This is a genomic window from Marichromatium sp. PS1 (genome assembly GCF_041155115.1).
Classification (GTDB): domain Bacteria; phylum Pseudomonadota; class Gammaproteobacteria; order Chromatiales; family Chromatiaceae; genus Marichromatium; species Marichromatium gracile.
The window spans coordinates 1,472,933-1,489,641 of sequence record NZ_BAAFHB010000002.1 but is presented as its reverse complement, the minus strand read 5'-3'; the positions used below and the strand labels follow the sequence as shown (position 1 = coordinate 1,489,641).

15 protein-coding genes are annotated in these 16,709 nt (G+C 67.0%); 5 read left to right on the top strand and 10 right to left on the bottom strand.

From position 1 onward, the window contains the following. Positions 1–27 precede the first annotated feature (27 nt). Positions 28–1,791, bottom strand: coding sequence for an acetolactate synthase 3 large subunit (locus ACAM26_RS08155; protein WP_123139811.1), 1,764 nt, complete (start codon positions 1,789–1,791; stop codon positions 28–30). A gap of 207 nt (positions 1,792–1,998) precedes the next feature. Then, positions 1,999–3,039 carry a PilZ domain-containing protein gene (locus ACAM26_RS08150; RefSeq protein ID WP_369613412.1) on the bottom strand — a complete coding sequence of 347 codons (1,041 nt, stop codon included), beginning with the start codon at positions 3,037–3,039 and terminating at the stop codon, positions 1,999–2,001. Positions 3,040–3,272: 233 nt separating this feature from the next. Here ACAM26_RS08150 and ACAM26_RS08145 point away from each other — a divergent pair, with 233 nt between their 5' ends. Beyond that, positions 3,273–4,997 (top strand): proline--tRNA ligase, encoded by a 1,725-nt coding sequence (locus tag ACAM26_RS08145; RefSeq protein WP_234526090.1) that lies wholly within the window; start codon positions 3,273–3,275, stop codon positions 4,995–4,997. A 119-nt stretch (positions 4,998–5,116) separates the two neighbouring features. Then, on the top strand, positions 5,117–5,632 hold the full coding sequence (fabA, locus tag ACAM26_RS08140) for a 3-hydroxyacyl-[acyl-carrier-protein] dehydratase FabA (protein WP_062276685.1): 516 nt from the start codon (positions 5,117–5,119) through the stop codon (positions 5,630–5,632). A gap of 54 nt (positions 5,633–5,686) precedes the next feature. On the opposite strand, the gene ACAM26_RS08135 is transcribed toward fabA, so the two are convergent. Together ACAM26_RS08135 and ACAM26_RS08130 are read right to left on the bottom strand one after the other, a co-directional pair. Beyond that, positions 5,687–5,869, bottom strand: a complete 183-nt coding sequence (locus ACAM26_RS08135; protein WP_369613411.1) for a hypothetical protein — start codon at positions 5,867–5,869, stop codon at positions 5,687–5,689. Between the two features lie 161 nt (positions 5,870–6,030). Continuing rightward, positions 6,031–6,618, bottom strand: coding sequence for a YceI family protein (locus ACAM26_RS08130; RefSeq protein ID WP_369613410.1), 588 nt, complete (start codon positions 6,616–6,618; stop codon positions 6,031–6,033). Positions 6,619–6,781: 163 nt separating this feature from the next. Between ACAM26_RS08130 and ACAM26_RS08125 the strand changes: the two genes are divergently transcribed. After that, positions 6,782–7,363, top strand: a complete 582-nt coding sequence (locus tag ACAM26_RS08125) for a nucleoside deaminase (protein ID WP_369613409.1) — start codon at positions 6,782–6,784, stop codon at positions 7,361–7,363. Here the strand turns inward: ACAM26_RS08125 and ACAM26_RS08120 are convergent. Beyond that, on the bottom strand, positions 7,336–7,716 hold the full coding sequence (locus ACAM26_RS08120) for a hypothetical protein (protein WP_123139817.1): 381 nt from the start codon (positions 7,714–7,716) through the stop codon (positions 7,336–7,338). The two genes, ACAM26_RS08125 and ACAM26_RS08120, sit on opposite strands and share 28 nt — an antisense overlap. Before the next feature lie 98 nt (positions 7,717–7,814). Here ACAM26_RS08120 and ACAM26_RS08115 point away from each other — a divergent pair, with 98 nt between their 5' ends. Together ACAM26_RS08115 and ACAM26_RS08110 are read left to right on the top strand one after the other, a co-directional pair. Continuing rightward, positions 7,815–8,465: an ankyrin repeat domain-containing protein gene (locus tag ACAM26_RS08115; protein ID WP_123139818.1), complete on the top strand. Its 651-nt coding sequence runs from the start codon at positions 7,815–7,817 to the stop codon at positions 8,463–8,465. Positions 8,466–8,498: 33 nt separating this feature from the next. Continuing rightward, complete coding sequence (locus tag ACAM26_RS08110) at positions 8,499–8,792, top strand: hypothetical protein (protein ID WP_123139819.1); 294 nt, start codon at positions 8,499–8,501, stop codon at positions 8,790–8,792. A 348-nt stretch (positions 8,793–9,140) separates the two neighbouring features. Here ACAM26_RS08110 and bamC read toward each other — a convergent pair whose 3' ends face one another. The 5 genes from bamC to nuoL form a co-directional block, all read right to left on the bottom strand. Continuing rightward, on the bottom strand, positions 9,141–10,322 hold the full coding sequence (gene bamC / locus ACAM26_RS08105; RefSeq protein ID WP_123139820.1) for an outer membrane protein assembly factor BamC: 1,182 nt from the start codon (positions 10,320–10,322) through the stop codon (positions 9,141–9,143). An 89-nt stretch (positions 10,323–10,411) separates the two neighbouring features. Then, positions 10,412–11,287, bottom strand: a complete 876-nt coding sequence (gene dapA, locus ACAM26_RS08100) for a 4-hydroxy-tetrahydrodipicolinate synthase (protein WP_123139821.1) — start codon at positions 11,285–11,287, stop codon at positions 10,412–10,414. A 138-nt stretch (positions 11,288–11,425) separates the two neighbouring features. Further along, positions 11,426–12,868, bottom strand: a complete 1,443-nt coding sequence (gene nuoN / locus ACAM26_RS08095; RefSeq protein WP_123139822.1) for an NADH-quinone oxidoreductase subunit NuoN — start codon at positions 12,866–12,868, stop codon at positions 11,426–11,428. A gap of 89 nt (positions 12,869–12,957) precedes the next feature. Continuing rightward, positions 12,958–14,535, bottom strand: a complete 1,578-nt coding sequence (locus tag ACAM26_RS08090; protein ID WP_005220220.1) for an NADH-quinone oxidoreductase subunit M — start codon at positions 14,533–14,535, stop codon at positions 12,958–12,960. 22 nt (positions 14,536–14,557) lie between these two features. Further along, positions 14,558–16,564 carry an NADH-quinone oxidoreductase subunit L gene (gene nuoL, locus ACAM26_RS08085; RefSeq protein WP_123139823.1) on the bottom strand — a complete coding sequence of 669 codons (2,007 nt, stop codon included), beginning with the start codon at positions 16,562–16,564 and terminating at the stop codon, positions 14,558–14,560. Between the last annotated feature and the right edge of the window lie 145 nt (positions 16,565–16,709).

Genomic DNA, 16,709 nt, shown 5'->3' with positions numbered 1-16,709 from the left:
TCTTCTCGTCTTGTGTCGGCGCGGCGCTCAGGCCAGTTCTCGATCGGACAGGCTCGGCGAGAGCTGCATCTCGTGCTGGCCCTTGCCGGCGGCGATCATCGGATAGACGTTCTCCGTGGGATCGACCACCACGTCGAGGAACACGAACCTGTCGGTCATCGCGAACGCCTCCTGCATCGCCGACTCCAACTCCTCCGGGCGCTCCACGCGCATGCCGACATGGCCGAAGCTCTCGGCGAGCTTGACGAAGTCGGGCACCGCGTCGACATAGGAGTGCGCGTAACGGCCGTCGTAGAAGAACTCCTGCCACTGGCGCACCATGCCCATGTAGCCGTTGTTGAGCAGGATCACCTTGATCGGCAGCCCGTACTGCATGCAGGTGGCCAGCTCCTGGATGCACATCAGGATGCTCGCCTCACCCGAGACGCAGGCGACCTGGGCATCGGGATGACCGAGCTGGACGCCGATGGCCGCCGGCAGGCCGAAGCCCATGGTGCCGAGCCCGCCGGAGTTGATCCAGCGCCGCGGCTTGTCGAAACCGTAGAACTGGGCCGCGAACATCTGGTGCTGACCGACATCGGAGGTCAGATAGAGATCACCCTTGGTGACCTTGTGCAGGGTCTCGATGGCGAACTGCGGCTTGATCGTGCTGCTGGTGCGATCGTACTGGAGACAGTCGAGCGCACGCCACTGTGCGATCTGCTCCCACCAGGCGGCGAGCGCCGTATCGGTGCCCGAGACCGCCGGCTGCTCGCGATAGAGCCGCAGCATCTCCTCGAGCACCTTGCCGACCTGACCGACGATGGGCACGTCGACCTTGACGTTCTTGGAGATCGAGGAGGGGTCGACGTCGACATGGATGATCTTGGCATTCGGGCAGAAGTGCTCGATCTTGCCGGTGACGCGATCGTCGAAGCGCGCACCGATGGCGATCAGCACATCGGTCTCGTGCATCGCCATGTTCGCCTCGTAGGTCCCGTGCATACCGAGCATGCCGAGGAACTGACGATCGCTCGTCGGATAGGCACCCAGCCCCATCAGCGTGCTGGTGATCGGGAAGCCGGACTCGCGCACCAGCTCGGTGAGTTGCCCCGAGGCCTCGCCGAGCACCACCCCGCCGCCGGTGTAGAACACCGGTCGCTTGGCCGCGCGCATCAGCTCCACGGCGCGGCGGATCTGCCCCGAATGGCCCTTCTCGATCGGGCTGTAGGAGCGCATCCGCACCTCGCGCGGATACGCATAGGGCACCTTGATGCCGGGGTCGGTGACATCCTTGGGGATATCGACCACCACCGGCCCGGGCCGCCCCGAAGTGGCGATATAGAAGGCCTTGCGGATGGTCAGCGCCAGCTCGTTGACATCCTTGACGAGGAAGTTGTGCTTGACGCAGGGTCGAGTGATGCCGACGGTGTCGACTTCCTGGAAGGCATCGCTGCCGATCACCGGGGTCGGCACCTGGCCGGTGAGCACCACCATCGGGATCGAGTCCATATAGGCGGTGGCGATACCGGTGACCACATTGGTCGCGCCCGGCCCCGAGGTGACGAGACAGACGCCGCACTTGCCGGTGGCGCGGGAATAGCCATCGGCGGCATGGGCCGCGGCCTGTTCATGACGCACCAGGATGTGACGCAGCGCGCCGTGACGGAAGAGTGCATCGTAGATGTGCAGGACGGCACCGCCGGGATAGCCGAATACGCACTCGACGCCCTCGTCGGCCAGCGCCTGGACGACGATCTCGCCGCCACTCAACAGCGGTCCAGACGGCCCCTCGGCCGCGTCCGCGCCCATTTCATCCGGCTCCACTGACAGTGTCACCTCTACGACCTCCGATCACCCACCTTGATACTGCGACACTCGACGGAGCGCGTACGCGTCCCGCGACCGGAAGCGGCCGGGCGGTACGGATCCGGGGCCGATACCAGGGAACAGGTGAAATTGGTTGAAAAGGGATCGAAATTACAGGCATACCGAACGGGGGTCAAGCCAGGCCGGGATTCAGGTCACCCGCCCGCCGCGCAGCGGGTTGTCGCGCACGCTCGGCACCCCATAGGCCTGATCGTGGACATCCTGCAGCAGTCCCAGCTCCTCCCAGGCGTCCTCGGGCCAGCCACCGGGCTCGGCATGCTCCCCGATGATCAGATCCTGGAAACGCAGATCGAAGGCCTCGGGGTCGCCCCAGACCAGTGCCAGATAGTTGAGCGCATCGGGATAGCGCATCTCGAGCGTCGAGCCGCCATCGGTCGAGGGCGGCAGGACCTCGCTGGGGCTTGCCAGGTGCGCGCCACGCAGCCAGTCCGGCGCCTCGGCATAACTCGAGTCCTTGGCCTTCCAGTCGCTCGGCAACTGCTCGAGGAGCAGCTCGACGAGCTTCTTGAGCATCGGACGCGGATGCTCGATCGCGAACCGCAGCGAATAGAGCGCCGGCCAGTTGCCATCGGCCGCGCGGGCCGCCGCCACCTCGCGCACCCGCGCGCGCAGCCGCAACGAGGGCAGATCGCCATCGCCACGGATCACCAGGCGGATGCTCTGATCCACCGCATAGACCTCGAAGGCGCTCAGCGTCACCTCGCCGCTGACGACCTGCTTGAGGGTGTGGCGCATGTCGCTGGCATCGGCCATGGTGATGTTGAGTTCGCGCACCAGCGCCGGCCCGTCGATGCCATCGCGGGGACAGAGCATGTTGAGCAGCTTCTCGAGCCGGGCCTGGCTGCGCGGCGACAGACTCTGGAAGCGGACGGCGACCTGATAGCGTCCGTCGGCGAGACGCTGAGCGCGGGCGAGTTCGGCCTCGGCGGTGATCTGGCCGCCACCGGTCCAGGGCAGCAGCAGCGTCAGCGGCCCGGCCTCGCGGGTCGGCAGCTGGCCACCGAGCGACTTGCCGCTGACGATGAATCGCGCCCCGCCCCAGGAGAGATCCTGGTTGAGTGCCGAGACGGGCTGGTCACGCCCCGGCAGCCTGACCTTGATGGGGATCTCGGCACTGATGCGTGCCTGGGTGCGGCGCTCGTGGAAACTGGACTCTGCGTGTTTGCTCATCGGGGGGATCTGGCTGCGTCGGTGCACGACCTTCGACAAGGACCGCGCATCATGATTATCCGTTCAATTATAGATTGCACGTCCTGTGCGGAACGCGTTCAGCTCGACACAATGACCAAGGTGCCAGCCGGAGGCAAGCAATCGCAGACAACCGCCCGGCAGCCCAGCGCACCGTTGTGCTCGTCACCGTTGCACCCTAAACTCGCGTATTTTACGTCCTGGCCCCTTGCCCAATGCGCACATCCCAATTCCCTCTGCACACCGTCAAAGAAACCCCCGCCGATGCCGAGATCGCCAGCCACCAGCTGATGCTGCGCGCCGGCATGATCCGCAAGCTCGCCGCCGGCCTCTACACCTGGCTGCCGCTAGGGCTACGGGTGCTGCGCAAGGTCGAGCGCATCGTACGCGAGGAGATGGACCGCAGCGGCGCACTCGAGGTCTCGATGCCGGCGGTGCAGCCGGCCGAGCTGTGGCAGGAGTCGGGGCGCTGGGAGCAATACGGCCCGGAGCTGCTGCGACTGCGTGACCGTCACCAGCGCGAGTTCTGCTTCGGCCCGACCCACGAGGAGATCATCACCGATCTGGCGCGCAGCGAGATCAAGAGCTACAAGCAGCTGCCGGTCAACTTCTACCAGATCCAGACCAAGTTCCGCGACGAGATCCGTCCCCGCTTCGGGGTGATGCGTGCGCGCGAGTTCCTGATGAAGGACGCCTACTCCTTCCATCTCGACGACGACTCGCTCGATCGGACCTACCGCGAGATGCACGCCACCTACAGCCGCATCTTCACCCGCTGCGGGCTCGACTTCCGCCCGGTGCAGGCCGACAACGGCAGCATCGGCGGCAGCGCCTCGCACGAGTTCCACGTCCTCGCCAGCTCCGGCGAAGACGCCATCGCCTTCTCCGATGCCAGCGACTATGCCGCCAACGTCGAGCTGGCCGAGGCCGTGGCGCCACGCGCCGAGCGCCCCGCACCGGGCGAGGAGGCGCGCCTGGTCGACACCCCCGACACCCGCACCATCGCCGATCTGGTCGAGGGCTTCGGGCTGCCGATCGAGCGCACCGTCAAGACCCTGGTGGTCGCCGCGGCCGAGGACAGCGAGGCCGAGCTGGTCGCGCTGGTGGTGCGTGGCGATCACGAACTCAACGCCATCAAGGCCGAAAAACTGCCCCAGGTCGCCAGCCCGCTGCGCATGGCCAGCGAGGCCGAGATCCGCGCCGCGATCGGCGCCGGCCCCGGCTCGCTCGGCCCGCGCGAGCTGCCGATCCCCTGCGTCGTCGACCGCGCGGTGGCGGTCGCCGCCGACTTCGCCGCCGGCGCCAACAGCGACGGCAAGCACTGGTTCGGGCTCAACTGGGAGCGTGACTTGGCGCTGCCCGAGGTCGCCGACCTGCGCAACGTGGTCGAGGGCGATCCCAGCCCCGATGGCCAGGGCACCCTCACCATCGCCCGCGGCATCGAGGTCGGTCATATCTTCCAGCTCGGACGCAAGTACAGCGAAACGATGAAGGCCACCGTGCTCGGCGAGGACGGTCGCGCCACGGCCATGACCATGGGCTGCTACGGCATCGGCGTCTCGCGCGTGGTCGCCGCCGCCATCGAGCAGCACCACGACGACAAGGGCATCTGCTGGCCGGCGCCCATCGCCCCCTTCGAGGTCGCCCTGGTGCCGATGCGCATGGGCAAGTCCTACCGGGTGCGCGAGACCGTCGAGCAGCTCTACGACGCGCTGCGCGAGGCCGGTGTCGACGTCCTGCTCGACGACCGCGACGCCCGCCCCGGATTCATGTTCGCCGACATGGAGCTGATCGGTGTCCCGCACCGTATCGTCGTCGGCGACAAGGGCCTCGATCAGGGCATGGTCGAGTACAAGGGCCGCTGCGACGCCGAGATGCAGCTCGTCGCGGTCGATGCCATCGTCGACTTCATCCGCGAGCGGCTGCAGCCGAGCGCCTGATCCGGCGGCGGGGCGAACGCGCCCCGTCGTCCCCGACGGCCCGTCCCGGCGCCGTCCCCGAGCGGCGACGCCGACGACAGGCGTCGCTCCCGCCCATTCCTGACAGCAGAATCACGATCATGACCAAAGAAGCCTCCTTCGACAGGGAAGAACTCCTCGCCTGCGGCCGCGGGGAGATGTTCGGCCCGGGCAACGCCCAGCTGCCGGTCCCCAACATGCTGATGATGGATCGCATCCTGCGCATCGCCGACTTCGGCGGCGCCAACGGCAAGGGCGAGATCCTCGCCGAACTCGACGTCAACCCCGACCTGTGGTTCTTCCAGTGCCACTTCCCCGGCGACCCGGTGATGCCCGGCTGTCTCGGTCTCGACGCACTGTGGCAGCTGGTCGGTTTCTATCTGGCCTGGATCGGCAACCCCGGCCACGGTCGCGCACTCGGCGTCGGCGAGGTCAAGTTCACCGGGCAGGTGCTGCCCGAGGCGAGCAAGGTCACCTATCACATCGACATGAAGCGGGTGATCTCGCGCAAGCTGGTGCTCGGCATCGGTGATGGCATCGTCCAGGTCGACGGTCGCACCATCTACACCGCCAAGGATCTGCGCGTGGGGCTCTTCACCTCGACCGAGGGATTCTGAGCGGCTGACACGCCGCCGGATCGACGGTCGTCGTCCGGCGGCGAGAGGATGAAATCAGGCGGGCTGCACGGGCACCGTCGCGACCACGGCGACTGCGGGCAGAGGACTCTGCACCGCACCCTCGAACGACTGGGCGCCGGAGTTGCCGGAAAACAGGTGCGGGATCAGGAAATAACCCACCGCGACACCGCTGATCGCACCGATCGCAGCACCCAGCAGGATGGCATACCACTTCATGGTTGAACGAACCTCGTCACGCTCACGACCGCGCCCCAGGGCACCATGCCCCGGGGTCTGACCCCACGCACCGACACACTGTCGACGCGCGGCTCGGCCGCGTTCCCCCGAGTGTCCGAACTCACCACGGACAAGTCAAGCCACGCACCCGCCGAACCGACTCACTCCGGCTGGGCGACGAAGGTCACGACAAAGGTCACCGGCACCGCCCGGGCGATGCGCTCGAGCCCGGCGATCTCGCGCAGTTGCTCCACACCGTCACTCAACCCGAACTTCTCCGCATCGACGATCAACGGCTTCGTGCTCGCCACCATCAGGGTGGTCTCATCGAGCCGCGCCACCTGCATGCTGATGGTCATCGGCTGGGTCTCACCGTGCAGCGACAGCCGTCCCTCGGCGATCAGTGGCATCATCGACCCGACCTCGAGCGCAGCGAGCTGCTCGGGATCGACCTTGGCCTCGAGCAGCGCCTCGCGATAATCGGCAGTCTCGAACAGCATCTCGCGCATGCGCTCGTTGCGGATCGGGATCAGCGTCTCGACACTGTCGAGCATCAGCGTCACGGTGACATCGCCCTGCTCACCGACCACGCCATGCACCTCCTCGAAGGTGTTGATCTCGGCGACATCACCGGACTTGATCGAGACGAAGGCCAGGTGCGAGCGCTCAGGATCAAGGGTCCAGTCGGCGAGCACCGGGGTCGCGGCAAGCAGGGCACTACAGCCCAGGGCAAGGATCAAATGACGCATTCGTACGCTCCCTATGCAGAGGATCATGGGTCCAGGCACCGCAGGGCGCGGCGCGATCAGGGAGAGAGGTTATGGGTGGCTGGCGAAATTCAAGCCCCGGGCTGTCCCGACGCCACGCGCCATGTCACCCTCCCGGGACCGATCACCACCACAGACATCGAGCATGCAAGCGATCCACATCACCCACCCCGACTGGCTGGCCGGACTGCTCGCGTCCCGCGCCACGCCCCTGCCCGACCCCGAGGCGCAGATGGCGCTGGTGCTCACCCTGGCCGAGACCAATGTACGCCAGCGCAGCGGCGGCCCCTTCGGCGCGGCGGTATTCGCACGCGCCGACGGGCGGCTGCTCGGCGCCGGGGTCAACCGGGTCAGCCCCAGCCACTGCTCGCTCGCCCATGCCGAGATGCTGGCGCTGGCGAGCGCCCAGCAACGACTCGGCGACGATGATCTGGGACGTGCCTGTCCCGGCGGCTGCGTGCTGGTGAGCAGCGCCGAGCCCTGCGCCATGTGCATGGGCGCGATCCCCTGGAGCGGGGTCGATGCCCTGTACTGCGGGGCTCGCGACAGCGACGTGCGCGCGATCGGCTTCGACGAGGGGGACAAGCCCGCCGACTGGGTGGCGCACTATGCGCACCGCGGGATCGCGGTCACCCGCGACCTGCTGCGCCCACGCGCGATTGCCGTCCTCGAGGCCTATGTCGCCGGCGGCGGCGTGCGTTATGGACCCGCCGCGACATCGGCCTGAGCGGGCGCGAGCAGCATCCGCTCGACGTCGGCCAGGCGCACCTCGATCCCGTCGAGGGTGCGGAAGCGCCGCCCCTCGACCGAGCCTCGGCGCGCCAGATAGCGGGTCTCGGCGCCGCTGGCGACATTGAGCACCCGCACCTCGACCACCTCGCGCCCCCGCTGCCAGTCATGCAGCAGATAGAAGCCGCTCGCCCCGAGCATCACCACCACCAGCCCCGCAGCCGTCCAGCGCAGTGCGCGCGAGGGCAGCCCTGGACGCATCCCCGGAGCGGTGTCGCCCCGCCAGCGCGCGCGCACCACCAGATAGGCCCCGGCGATCACCGCCAGGGTCAGCACCAGCTTGCCGATCATCGTCCTGCCCCCATGTCCTGACACACGGCTTGCGCCTTCCCGAGGGCAGGCCTTACCATCAACCGAGCCTTGTCGCCGGCGATCTCGCCCATCATCCGATGCATCGTTTACTGCCCATCCTGTTCGTTGCCGTACTCGGCGCCTGTAGCGAACCGCCACCGCCGACGCTCAACCTGTTCCGCGCGCTCGAGATCGGCGACCTCGACCAGGTCAAGCGCCACCTCTACTGGGAGGACGGGACCGACCGCCCCGACAGCGCCGGTGATTACCCGCTGCACATCGTCGCCCGTACCAATCGGGTCAGCATCGGTCGCGCTCTGCTCGAACACGGCGCCGACCCCGAACGTCGCAACGGCGCTGACCAGACCCCGCTCGAGGTCGCCCTGGCCAACGGCAAGATCCTCTTCGCACAGATGCTGATCGAGGCCGGCGCCGCCTTCGATCCCCAACGGCTGTTGCTCGAGCAGGCCGCCACCGGCAACGCCGACCGCGACGTCCATACCTTCCTGCTCGAACAGGGCGCGGTCATCGACCAACCCGACGCGCAGGGACGGACCGCGCTGCACCTGGCCATCGCCGGCGGCCATCTCGACGCCGTCTCCCGACTCATCGACAATGGCGCTGACGTCAACCGCGTCGACGGCAAGGGCCATCTGCCACTGGAACTGGCGCGCCAACCCGGAATCGGCCCGGACGCCGGGACCATCGAGCGATTGCTGCTGCGCAATGGTGCGCGCGCAAACCGCTGAACGCGGTCCATCATCAGCAAGGAGATTCAATCAATGACCGAAACGGTCGAAGACCTGTCCGTCAGCTATGTCGAGGACGGGATCGAAACCACGCAGCAACTCGACAAGGTGATCCTCTCCAAGGGGAGCTGGACGACCATCGTCTTCCGCTATCGCGACTGGGACCGCGCCAAGAACTGCTACGGCCCGGACAAGTTCACCATCCGCCGCTATCAAAAACGCAGCGGCGAGTATCGACAGCAGTCGAAGTTCAACATCTCCAGCCGCGCCCAGGCGCAGTCACTGGTCGACGCGCTGCAAGGCTGGCTGAGCGAGGCCGAGGACTGAGAGAGGCTGGACCGCCAGGACCTCGCCCGACCTGAAACCGCTGGTCATGAGCAGCTGCGCCCCGCCTCGGATCGCTCAAGGCTGATGCCAATCGCCAGGGCGCCGAGGAGACACGGGCGGGCCAGATACATCGGCTTCCAGGTCGGGCCTGGCTTGCCCAGACATCACCCCATCGACAACTCGCCAGGGCGCATCGACGGACAGCCCGACATCGACATCGGCAACTGACACCAAGAGCCACCTCGGTTCAGCACAGGCGGTCAAGGTCGATGATCGGACATCGCAGCAGACGTTGGGTTGCCAAGAAGCGGCAACCCAACCTACGGGCCACTGGCGAGGCCAGGGCTGTCAGCGGATCTCGGCCTGCAGCAGACCGAGGATGCGCTCGGCGCTGGCCGAGTCGTCGATCCGCCCCTTGTCGTCGAGCACCCGGACGCGGGATCTCTGGGTATCGCCCTCGACCTGGATCAGGTACTGACGCACCCCCTCCTCCGAGTCGCCCTTGCCACGCCAGAAGGCCAGACGCGAGAACATGCCGCGCTTCTCCTCCTCCTCGACCGCACGCCCGCCCTCGCCGCCGTAGCGAACGTAATAGAGCCCACGACTCTGGTCGCGATCCTCGACCGCGAAGCCGGCGCGATCGAGCGCCGAGCCGGTCAGGCGCCAGGCGCGACGGAACTCCTCGTCGATCGCCAGCACCTGGACACCGCCGTCCTCGGTCAGTCGCGCCCGCTGCGGCGCAACCGTATCGCCACGTGTGGCGACCGCCGTGGCGGCACGCTGTGTCGAGGCACCGAGATAGATCATCAGCCGGCGCAACATCTCGGCCTCCTTGCCGGCATCACGACCGCTGGGCTCCCACACCGTCCCGGCACTGTCGCCGAGGGCGTTGGTGACCAGCTTCTCCTCCATGCCGCGATGGCTGAGATGGACATCGGTGGTGCCGGCGCCGGTGCCACGTTCGATGCGCACCCGGTACTGATCGCGCGTCGAGGTGGCATAGACCCCCTCGACCACCTTGCTCAGCATGCGGGTGACGAAGTCCTTGCGGATCTCGGCGCGGTTGTCGAGCCAGTCGGTGCGCATCACCCCGATGGCGGGGTTCTGGTCGAGCAGCAGGATCCCCTGCTCGCGCCAGAAGGCGACGACCCGCGACCACACCTGCTGCGGCGAACCCTCGACCTCGAGCCAGCGCTCGTCACCGCGACGCTTGAGCTCGACGTCGGCGACCTCGGGCAGCACCTCGGTGGACCCCGAGGCAGCGATCCGCGCCCGCGCCGCGCGCGAGCCGGAGTATTCGGAATAGGTAGTGGTACCGGCCACGACCCCGGGCACATCGAGCGCATCGTCGAAGCTGCTGCCGACCAGATCCGGCGGAACCTCGAGGTTCTCGCCGGCCTCGCGCTGCTTTTTGTAGGCGAGACGCTGGTCGGGCAGCGCGTCGTTGACGGCGGACATGCTGCAGCCGGCCATCAGGGGGACCAGGATCGCCACGGCACAGACACCGGGCAGCCAGAAACTTGCTCTCAACGTCAGCAACCTCTCAGTGGAGTTGGGGGACGTGTGGGCGCCGGCCGGGGGTAGCGCTGCGGCGCCCTCCCCCGGCCCAGGCGTGACGATCAGAGGATGCCGGCCCGCTCCATGGCGGCCCTGACACGTCCGTGATATTCATCGGAGAGCCAGGTCAACGGCAACCGGATCCCGCGCGGGCTGCGCCCCAGTTCGGAGACGGCCCATTTTACCGGGATCGGGTTGGACTGCACGAACAACTCGGCATGCAGACCGGCGAGAGGCTGATCGAGGGCGACGGCCTGCTCGCGCTCGCCGGCGAGCGCCGCGGCGCACATCGCCTGCATCTCGCGCGGGGCGACGTTGGTCGTCACCGAGATCACCCCGTCACCGCCGCGCAGCATGAACTCGCAACCGGTGGCGTCATCGCCGCTGTAGAGGGCGAAGTCCGGCCCGCAGCCCTCGCGCAACGCCGTCACCCGCTCGAGCTCTCCGGTGGCATCCTTGATGCCGACGATGTTGTCGATCGTGGCCAGGCGCGCCACCGTATCGCTGTGCATGTCACAGGCGGTGCGACCGGGGACGTTGTAGAGGATCTGCGGCAGGTCGACCGCCTCGGCGATCGCCTTGAAGTGCAGATAGAGCCCTTCCTGCGTCGGCTTGTTGTAGTAAGGGGTGACCAGCAGCGCGGCGTCGGCCCCGGCCGACTGGGCGCAACGGGTCAGCGCGATGGCCTCGCGCGTCGAGTTCGCGCCGGTACCGGCGATGACGGGGATGCGCCCGGCGGCGAACTCGACACAACGGCGGATGACCGCACAGTGCTCATCCTCGTCGAGGGTGGCCGACTCGCCGGTGGTGCCGACGGCGACGATCGCCGTGGTCCCGGACTCGACATGCCAGTCGATGAGCGCGCCCAGGCTCTCCTCATCGACCGTGCCATCGGCGTGCATGGGCGTGACTAACGCAACGATGCTGCCGCGTAACATGCGTGGACTCCATTAGAGCAAAGCGGCCATGGTAGCTTGCGCGAACGCGTCGAGACAACCAGCGCGCCATGCCACCTCTCGCCACCAGACGGGGAATGTCGAGTCCGCGCGCCGGTGCTCACCGGCACGCGCACCACATCAGGCGCCGAAGACCGCCTGACAGACGGCCAGCAGGCTCGCCGGGAAGATCCCGAGCGCGAGCAGCGCCAGCCCGTTGAGCGACATCGCCACCCGCACCCCGCCGCTGCTGACCAGCGCCGGCGCATCCTCCTCGGGCTTGTCGAAATAGATGTAGCGCACCACCCGCAGGTAATAGAAGGCACCGATGATCGAGAAGATCACCGCCACCACCGCCAGCCACACGAAGCCGATGCGCACCACCGCCTCGAGCACCAGCAGCTTGGCCATGAAGCCGACCAGCGGCGGCACCCCGGCCATCGAGAACATCACCAGAGCCATCATCGCCGCGTACCAGGAGTCGCGCTCGTTGAGGCCCTTGAGGTCCTCGATGCGCTCGGCGTCGAAGCCCTTGCGGCTGAGGATGATGAGGATGCCGAAGGCGCCGGTGGCCATCACCGCGTAGGTGATGGTGTAGAACATCGCCGCGGCATAGCCCTGCTCGGTGCCGGCGAGCAGACCGAGGAAGATGAAGCCGACGTGCGAGATGGTCGAGTAGGCGAGCATCCGCTTGATGTTGCGCTGGGCGATCGCCACCAGGTTGCCGATCCCCATCGACAGCACCGCGAGGATCAGCAGCATGCCCTGCCAGTCGGCATGGAGGCTGCCCAGGCCGTCGACCAGCAGACGGATGGCAAGCCCGAAGGCGGCGATCTTCGGCGCGCTGCCGAGCAGCAGCACCACCGGGGTCGGGGCGCCCTCGTAGACGTCGGGCACCCACATGTGGAAGGGCACGGCGCCGAACTTGAAGCCGATGCCGATGACCATGAACACCAGACCGAAGACCAGGACCTTGTTCTCCATGCCCTGGCTGGCGAGCGCCTCGGCCACCGCGCCGAACTCGACCGAGCCGGTGGCGCCGTAGACCATCGAGATGCCGTAGAGCAGCATGCCCGAGCCCAGGGCGCCGAGCACGAAGTACTTCATCGCCGCCTCGGCCCCGCGCGAGGAGTCGCGATCGAAGGCGACCAGCGCATAGAGACTCAGCGCCAGCAGCTCGAGACCGAGATAGACGGTGATGAAGCTATTGGCCGCGACCATCACCAACATGCCGAGCACCGCGAACAGCCCGAGCATGTAGAACTCGCCGACCAGCATGTCGCGATCGCGCAGCCAGGGACGGGCATAGATGAACACCAAGAGGCTGACCACCAGGATCGCCCCCTTGAGCAGATCGGCCAGCGAGTCGCGCACGACGTTGCCGTCGAACACCAGCTCGGTGGCGCCACCACCGACCGCGCCGGTCAGGGCAACGGCGGCCACCAGACCGATCAGGGTCAGTCCGTGGATCACCTCGCGATGACGTTCAGCGATGTAGAGATCGACCACGAGCACGATGGCGGCGGTGAGCAGCACCGCGATCTCGGGCAGGATCGGCAAGAGGTTGGCGGCGTCGAAGTGCATGTGAATCTTCCAGTGAGAGTAGATCCGCGTTCGCGGCGCCCGGGGCGGGGGCGGTGCTCAACCGCCCCGGACCTGCACGCGACAAGGGGTCAGGGTTGGACGACGGTGGCCAGCGGCTCGGGGCGCGCGAGCACACAGGCGCCGATCTCGTCGGCCGGCAGCTTGCAGGTGGTCACCTGGGCGACCAGATGCTCGACCGAGGTGTGCATCACCTCGAGCAGCGGCGCCGGCCACAGACCGAGCGCCAGCACCGCCGCGGCGAGCACACCGAGGTTGAGCGCCTCGCGCCGGTTGAGATCGGTGAGCGCCGCGACCTTGTCGTTGGCCACCGGGCCGAACACCACCCGTTTGATCATCCACAGGGTATAGGCCGCGGCGAGGATCAGGGTGGTGGCCGCCAGCAGCGCCCACCAGAAGTTGGCACGGAAGGTGGCGAGGATCACCATGAACTCACCGACGAACCCGGAGGTGCCCGGCAGCCCCGAGTTGGCCATGGCGAAATAGACGAAGAAGGCGCCGAACCAGGGCATGGTGTTGACCACGCCGCCGTAATCGGCGATCTCGCGCGAGTGCACCCGGTCGTAGAGCACGCCGACACAGAGGAAGAGCGCGCCGGAGATGAAGCCGTGCGAGATCATCTGCACCATGCCGCCCTCGACGCCCATCACCGCACCGGCGCCGGCTGTCGAGTTCTGCACGATGGCGAAGACGATGAAGAAGCCGAGGGTGACGAAGCCCATGTGGGCGATCGAGGAATAGGCGATCAGTTTCTTCATGTCGCGCTGGGCGAGAGCGACGAAACCGATATAGACCACCGCGATCAGCGACATGGCGATGATCAGCCAGGCGAGCGCGGCGCTGGCGTCCGGGGCGATCGGCATCGAGAAGCGCAGGAAGCCGTAGCCGCCGATCTTGAGCATGATCGCCGCCAGCACCACCGAACCGCCGGTGGGCGCCTCGACATGGGCGTCGGGCAGCCAGGTGTGCACCGGGAACATCGGCACCTTGACCGCGAAGGCGAGCAGGAAGGCGATGAAGATCAGCGTCTGCGCGGTCATCCCCAGCTCGAGGCCGTGGAAGTCGAGGATGCTGAAGCTGTCGGCCTGGAAGTACATGTAGATCAGCGCGACCAGCATGAACACCGAACCGAAGAAGGTGTAGATGAAGAACTTGATGGTCGCATAGACCCGGTTCGGCCCGCCCCAGACCCCGATGATGATGAACATCGGGATCAGCATCGCCTCCCAGAAGACGTAGAAGAGCACCGCGTCGAGCGCCGAGAACACGCCGATCATGACGCCTTCCATGATCAGGAAGGCGGCCATGTACTGACTCGGCTTGTAGCTGATCACCTCCCAGCCGGCGATCACCACGAAGATGGTGATGAAGGTGGTGAGGATGATCAGCGGCATCGAGATGCCGTCGACCCCGAGCGCGTAGTAGACGTCGAAGGTCGGGATCCAGGCCACGCGCTCGGCGAACTGCATCTCGGCGGTGCCCGGATCGAAGCCGAACCACAGCCACAGGCTGGAGACGAAGGTGAGCACGGCGAAGCCGAGCGCGGTCCACTTGGAGGTGGAGGCCGACCTGTCACCACTGGCCAGCACGGCGATACCGCCGACGATCGGCAGCCAGATGAGCAGCGTCAGCAGCGGAAACTGATACATGCGGGGCGTCTCCCTGTGCGCGTCAGAGGGTCACGAAGATCGTCATCAGGCCGACCAGACCGACGATCATCGCGATAGCGTAATGGTAGAGATAACCGGTCTGCAGCAGACGCAGCACGCCGGCCATGCGGCCCACGCTACGCGCCGAGCCGTTGACCATACCGTCATCGATCAGCGCCCGGTCGCCACGGCTCCAGAAGGTCTGACCGAGCAGCTGCGCGCCACCGGCGAGGAAGCGCTGGTTGAAGTCGTCGAAGCCGTACTTGTTCTGCAGCAACCGGGTCAGCGGCCCGCCGAGGGCAAGCAGCTTGGCGTCGATGTCGGGCTTGCGCGCGGCGACCACCCACCAGATCAGCGCGGCGAGCACCAGACCACCGAGCGCGAGCATCAGCGTCGGGGTGCCGAGCGCGTGCATCACGAAGGCGCTCTGGCCGTGCCAGTGCTCGCGCAGATGCGCCAGGGTGTCGTGCTCGGGGGCGACCATGATCGGGCTCCAGTCACCCGAGGCGAACCAGTCGTTGATCAGCATCGGCTCGATTGCGAACCAGCCGATGAACAGCGAGGGGATGGCCAGCATCACCAGCGGCACGGTCACCACCCAGGGCGTCTCGTGCAGGTGCTCGCGGGTATGCTCGTCCATCCGCGGCTTGCCGTGGAACACCAGGAAGTACATGCGGAAGCTGTAGAGCGCGGTCACCAGCACGCCGAGGGTGAGCAGCACCGAGGCGTAGCCACCGCCGAAGATCGCCGTCTCGTTGACCGCGGCGATGATCGCGTCCTTGGAGAAGAAGCCGGAGAAGCCGGGGAAGCCGATCAGCGCCAGCGAGCCGATCAGTGCGGTGATCCAGGTGATCGGCATGAACTTGCGCATACCGCCCATCTCGCGGATGTCCTGCTTGTGGTGCATCGCGATGATCACCGAGCCGGCGGCGAGGAACAGCAGCGCCTTGAAGAAGGCGTGGGTCATCAGATGGAAGACGCCGGCGGCATAGGCCGAGGCGCCGAGCGCGGTGATCATGTAGCCGAGCTGGGAGAGCGTCGAGTAGGCGACCACCCGCTTGATGTCGTTCTGCACCAGACCGATCAGCCCCATGAAGAAGGCGGTGGTGGCGCCGATGATCAGCACGAAGCTCAGCGCCGCCTCGGAGAGCTCGTAGAGCGGCGACATCCGCGCAACCATGAAGATACCGGCGGTGACCATGGTGGCGGCGTGGATCAGCGCCGAGATCGGGGTCGGGCCCTCCATCGAGTCGGGCAGCCAGACGTGCAGCGGCACCTGCGCCGACTTGCCCATGGCGCCGATGAACAGCAGCACGCAGATCAGGGTCATCAGCGAGATGCCGCCGAACAGCGCCACCTCGGTATCGGCCAGCCCCGGGGCGGCGGCGAACACCTCGGCGTAGTCGAGGGTGCCGAAATACATCGCCACCGCGGCGATGCCGAGGAGGAAGCCGAAGTCGCCGACGCGGTTGACCAGGAAGGCCTTGAGGTTGGCGAAGATCGCGCTCTCGCGGGTCGACCAGAAGCCGATCAGCAGGTAGGAGACCAGACCGACCGCCTCCCAGCCGAAGAACAGCTGCATGAAGTTGTTCGCCATCACCAGCATCAGCATCGAGAAGGTGAACAGCGAGATGTAGCTGAAGAAGCGCTGATAGCTGTTGCGACCGGTGAGCGCACCCTCGGGCCAGTTGTGCTCGTCGTCGGCCATGTAGCCGATGGTGTAGATGTGCACCATCAGCGAGACGAAGGTCACCGTGGCCATCATCATCGCGGTGAGCTTGTCGACCAGGAAGCCGACCTCGAAGCGCATGCCGTCGGAGACCAGCCAGGTGTAGACGGTGCCATCGAACACCGCCTGCTCCGCCCAGATGAAGCGTCCCAGCACCCACAACGACAGGAGTGTGGAGAGGCCCACGCCGGCGATGGTCACCGAGTGCGCGCCCACGCGGCCGATCCTGCCGCCGAAGAAGCCGGCGACGATGGCGCCGACCAGGGGCGCGAGCACGATGGTCAGGTAGACGTTTTCCATCTTGATTTCTGCTCTTTCGCTCTATTTGCCGTGTCCACGGGTGCCGACCGCGGTGAGGCGGCGGCGCCCGAGGGCCTCCGCGCGCCGCCGCGCGCGCCGCAACGACGATTCCCAGGGACCGCCGGCGCCTCGGCGCCCGCGCGCG

Excerpts from the sequence above, each read along its gene's own strand:
- ACAM26_RS08155 (WP_123139811.1), bottom strand. The coding sequence starts at position 1,791 with ATGGGCGCGGACGCGGCCGAGGGGCCGTCTGGACCGCTGTTGAGTGGC.
- ACAM26_RS08150 (WP_369613412.1), bottom strand. The coding sequence starts at position 3,039 with ATGAGCAAACACGCAGAGTCCAGTTTCCACGAGCGCCGCACCCAGGCA.
- ACAM26_RS08145 (WP_234526090.1), top strand. The coding sequence starts at position 3,273 with ATGCGCACATCCCAATTCCCTCTGCACACCGTCAAAGAAACCCCCGCC.
- fabA (WP_062276685.1), top strand. The coding sequence starts at position 5,117 with ATGACCAAAGAAGCCTCCTTCGACAGGGAAGAACTCCTCGCCTGCGGC.
- ACAM26_RS08135 (WP_369613411.1), bottom strand. The coding sequence starts at position 5,869 with ATGAAGTGGTATGCCATCCTGCTGGGTGCTGCGATCGGTGCGATCAGC.
- ACAM26_RS08130 (WP_369613410.1), bottom strand. The coding sequence starts at position 6,618 with ATGCGTCATTTGATCCTTGCCCTGGGCTGTAGTGCCCTGCTTGCCGCG.
- ACAM26_RS08125 (WP_369613409.1), top strand. The coding sequence starts at position 6,782 with ATGCAAGCGATCCACATCACCCACCCCGACTGGCTGGCCGGACTGCTC.
- ACAM26_RS08120 (WP_123139817.1), bottom strand. The coding sequence starts at position 7,716 with ATGATCGGCAAGCTGGTGCTGACCCTGGCGGTGATCGCCGGGGCCTAT.
- ACAM26_RS08115 (WP_123139818.1), top strand. The coding sequence starts at position 7,815 with ATGCATCGTTTACTGCCCATCCTGTTCGTTGCCGTACTCGGCGCCTGT.
- ACAM26_RS08110 (WP_123139819.1), top strand. The coding sequence starts at position 8,499 with ATGACCGAAACGGTCGAAGACCTGTCCGTCAGCTATGTCGAGGACGGG.
- dapA (WP_123139821.1), bottom strand. The coding sequence starts at position 11,287 with ATGTTACGCGGCAGCATCGTTGCGTTAGTCACGCCCATGCACGCCGAT.
- nuoN (WP_123139822.1), bottom strand. The coding sequence starts at position 12,868 with ATGCACTTCGACGCCGCCAACCTCTTGCCGATCCTGCCCGAGATCGCG.
- ACAM26_RS08090 (WP_005220220.1), bottom strand. The coding sequence starts at position 14,535 with ATGTATCAGTTTCCGCTGCTGACGCTGCTCATCTGGCTGCCGATCGTC.
- nuoL (WP_123139823.1), bottom strand. The coding sequence starts at position 16,564 with ATGGAAAACGTCTACCTGACCATCGTGCTCGCGCCCCTGGTCGGCGCC.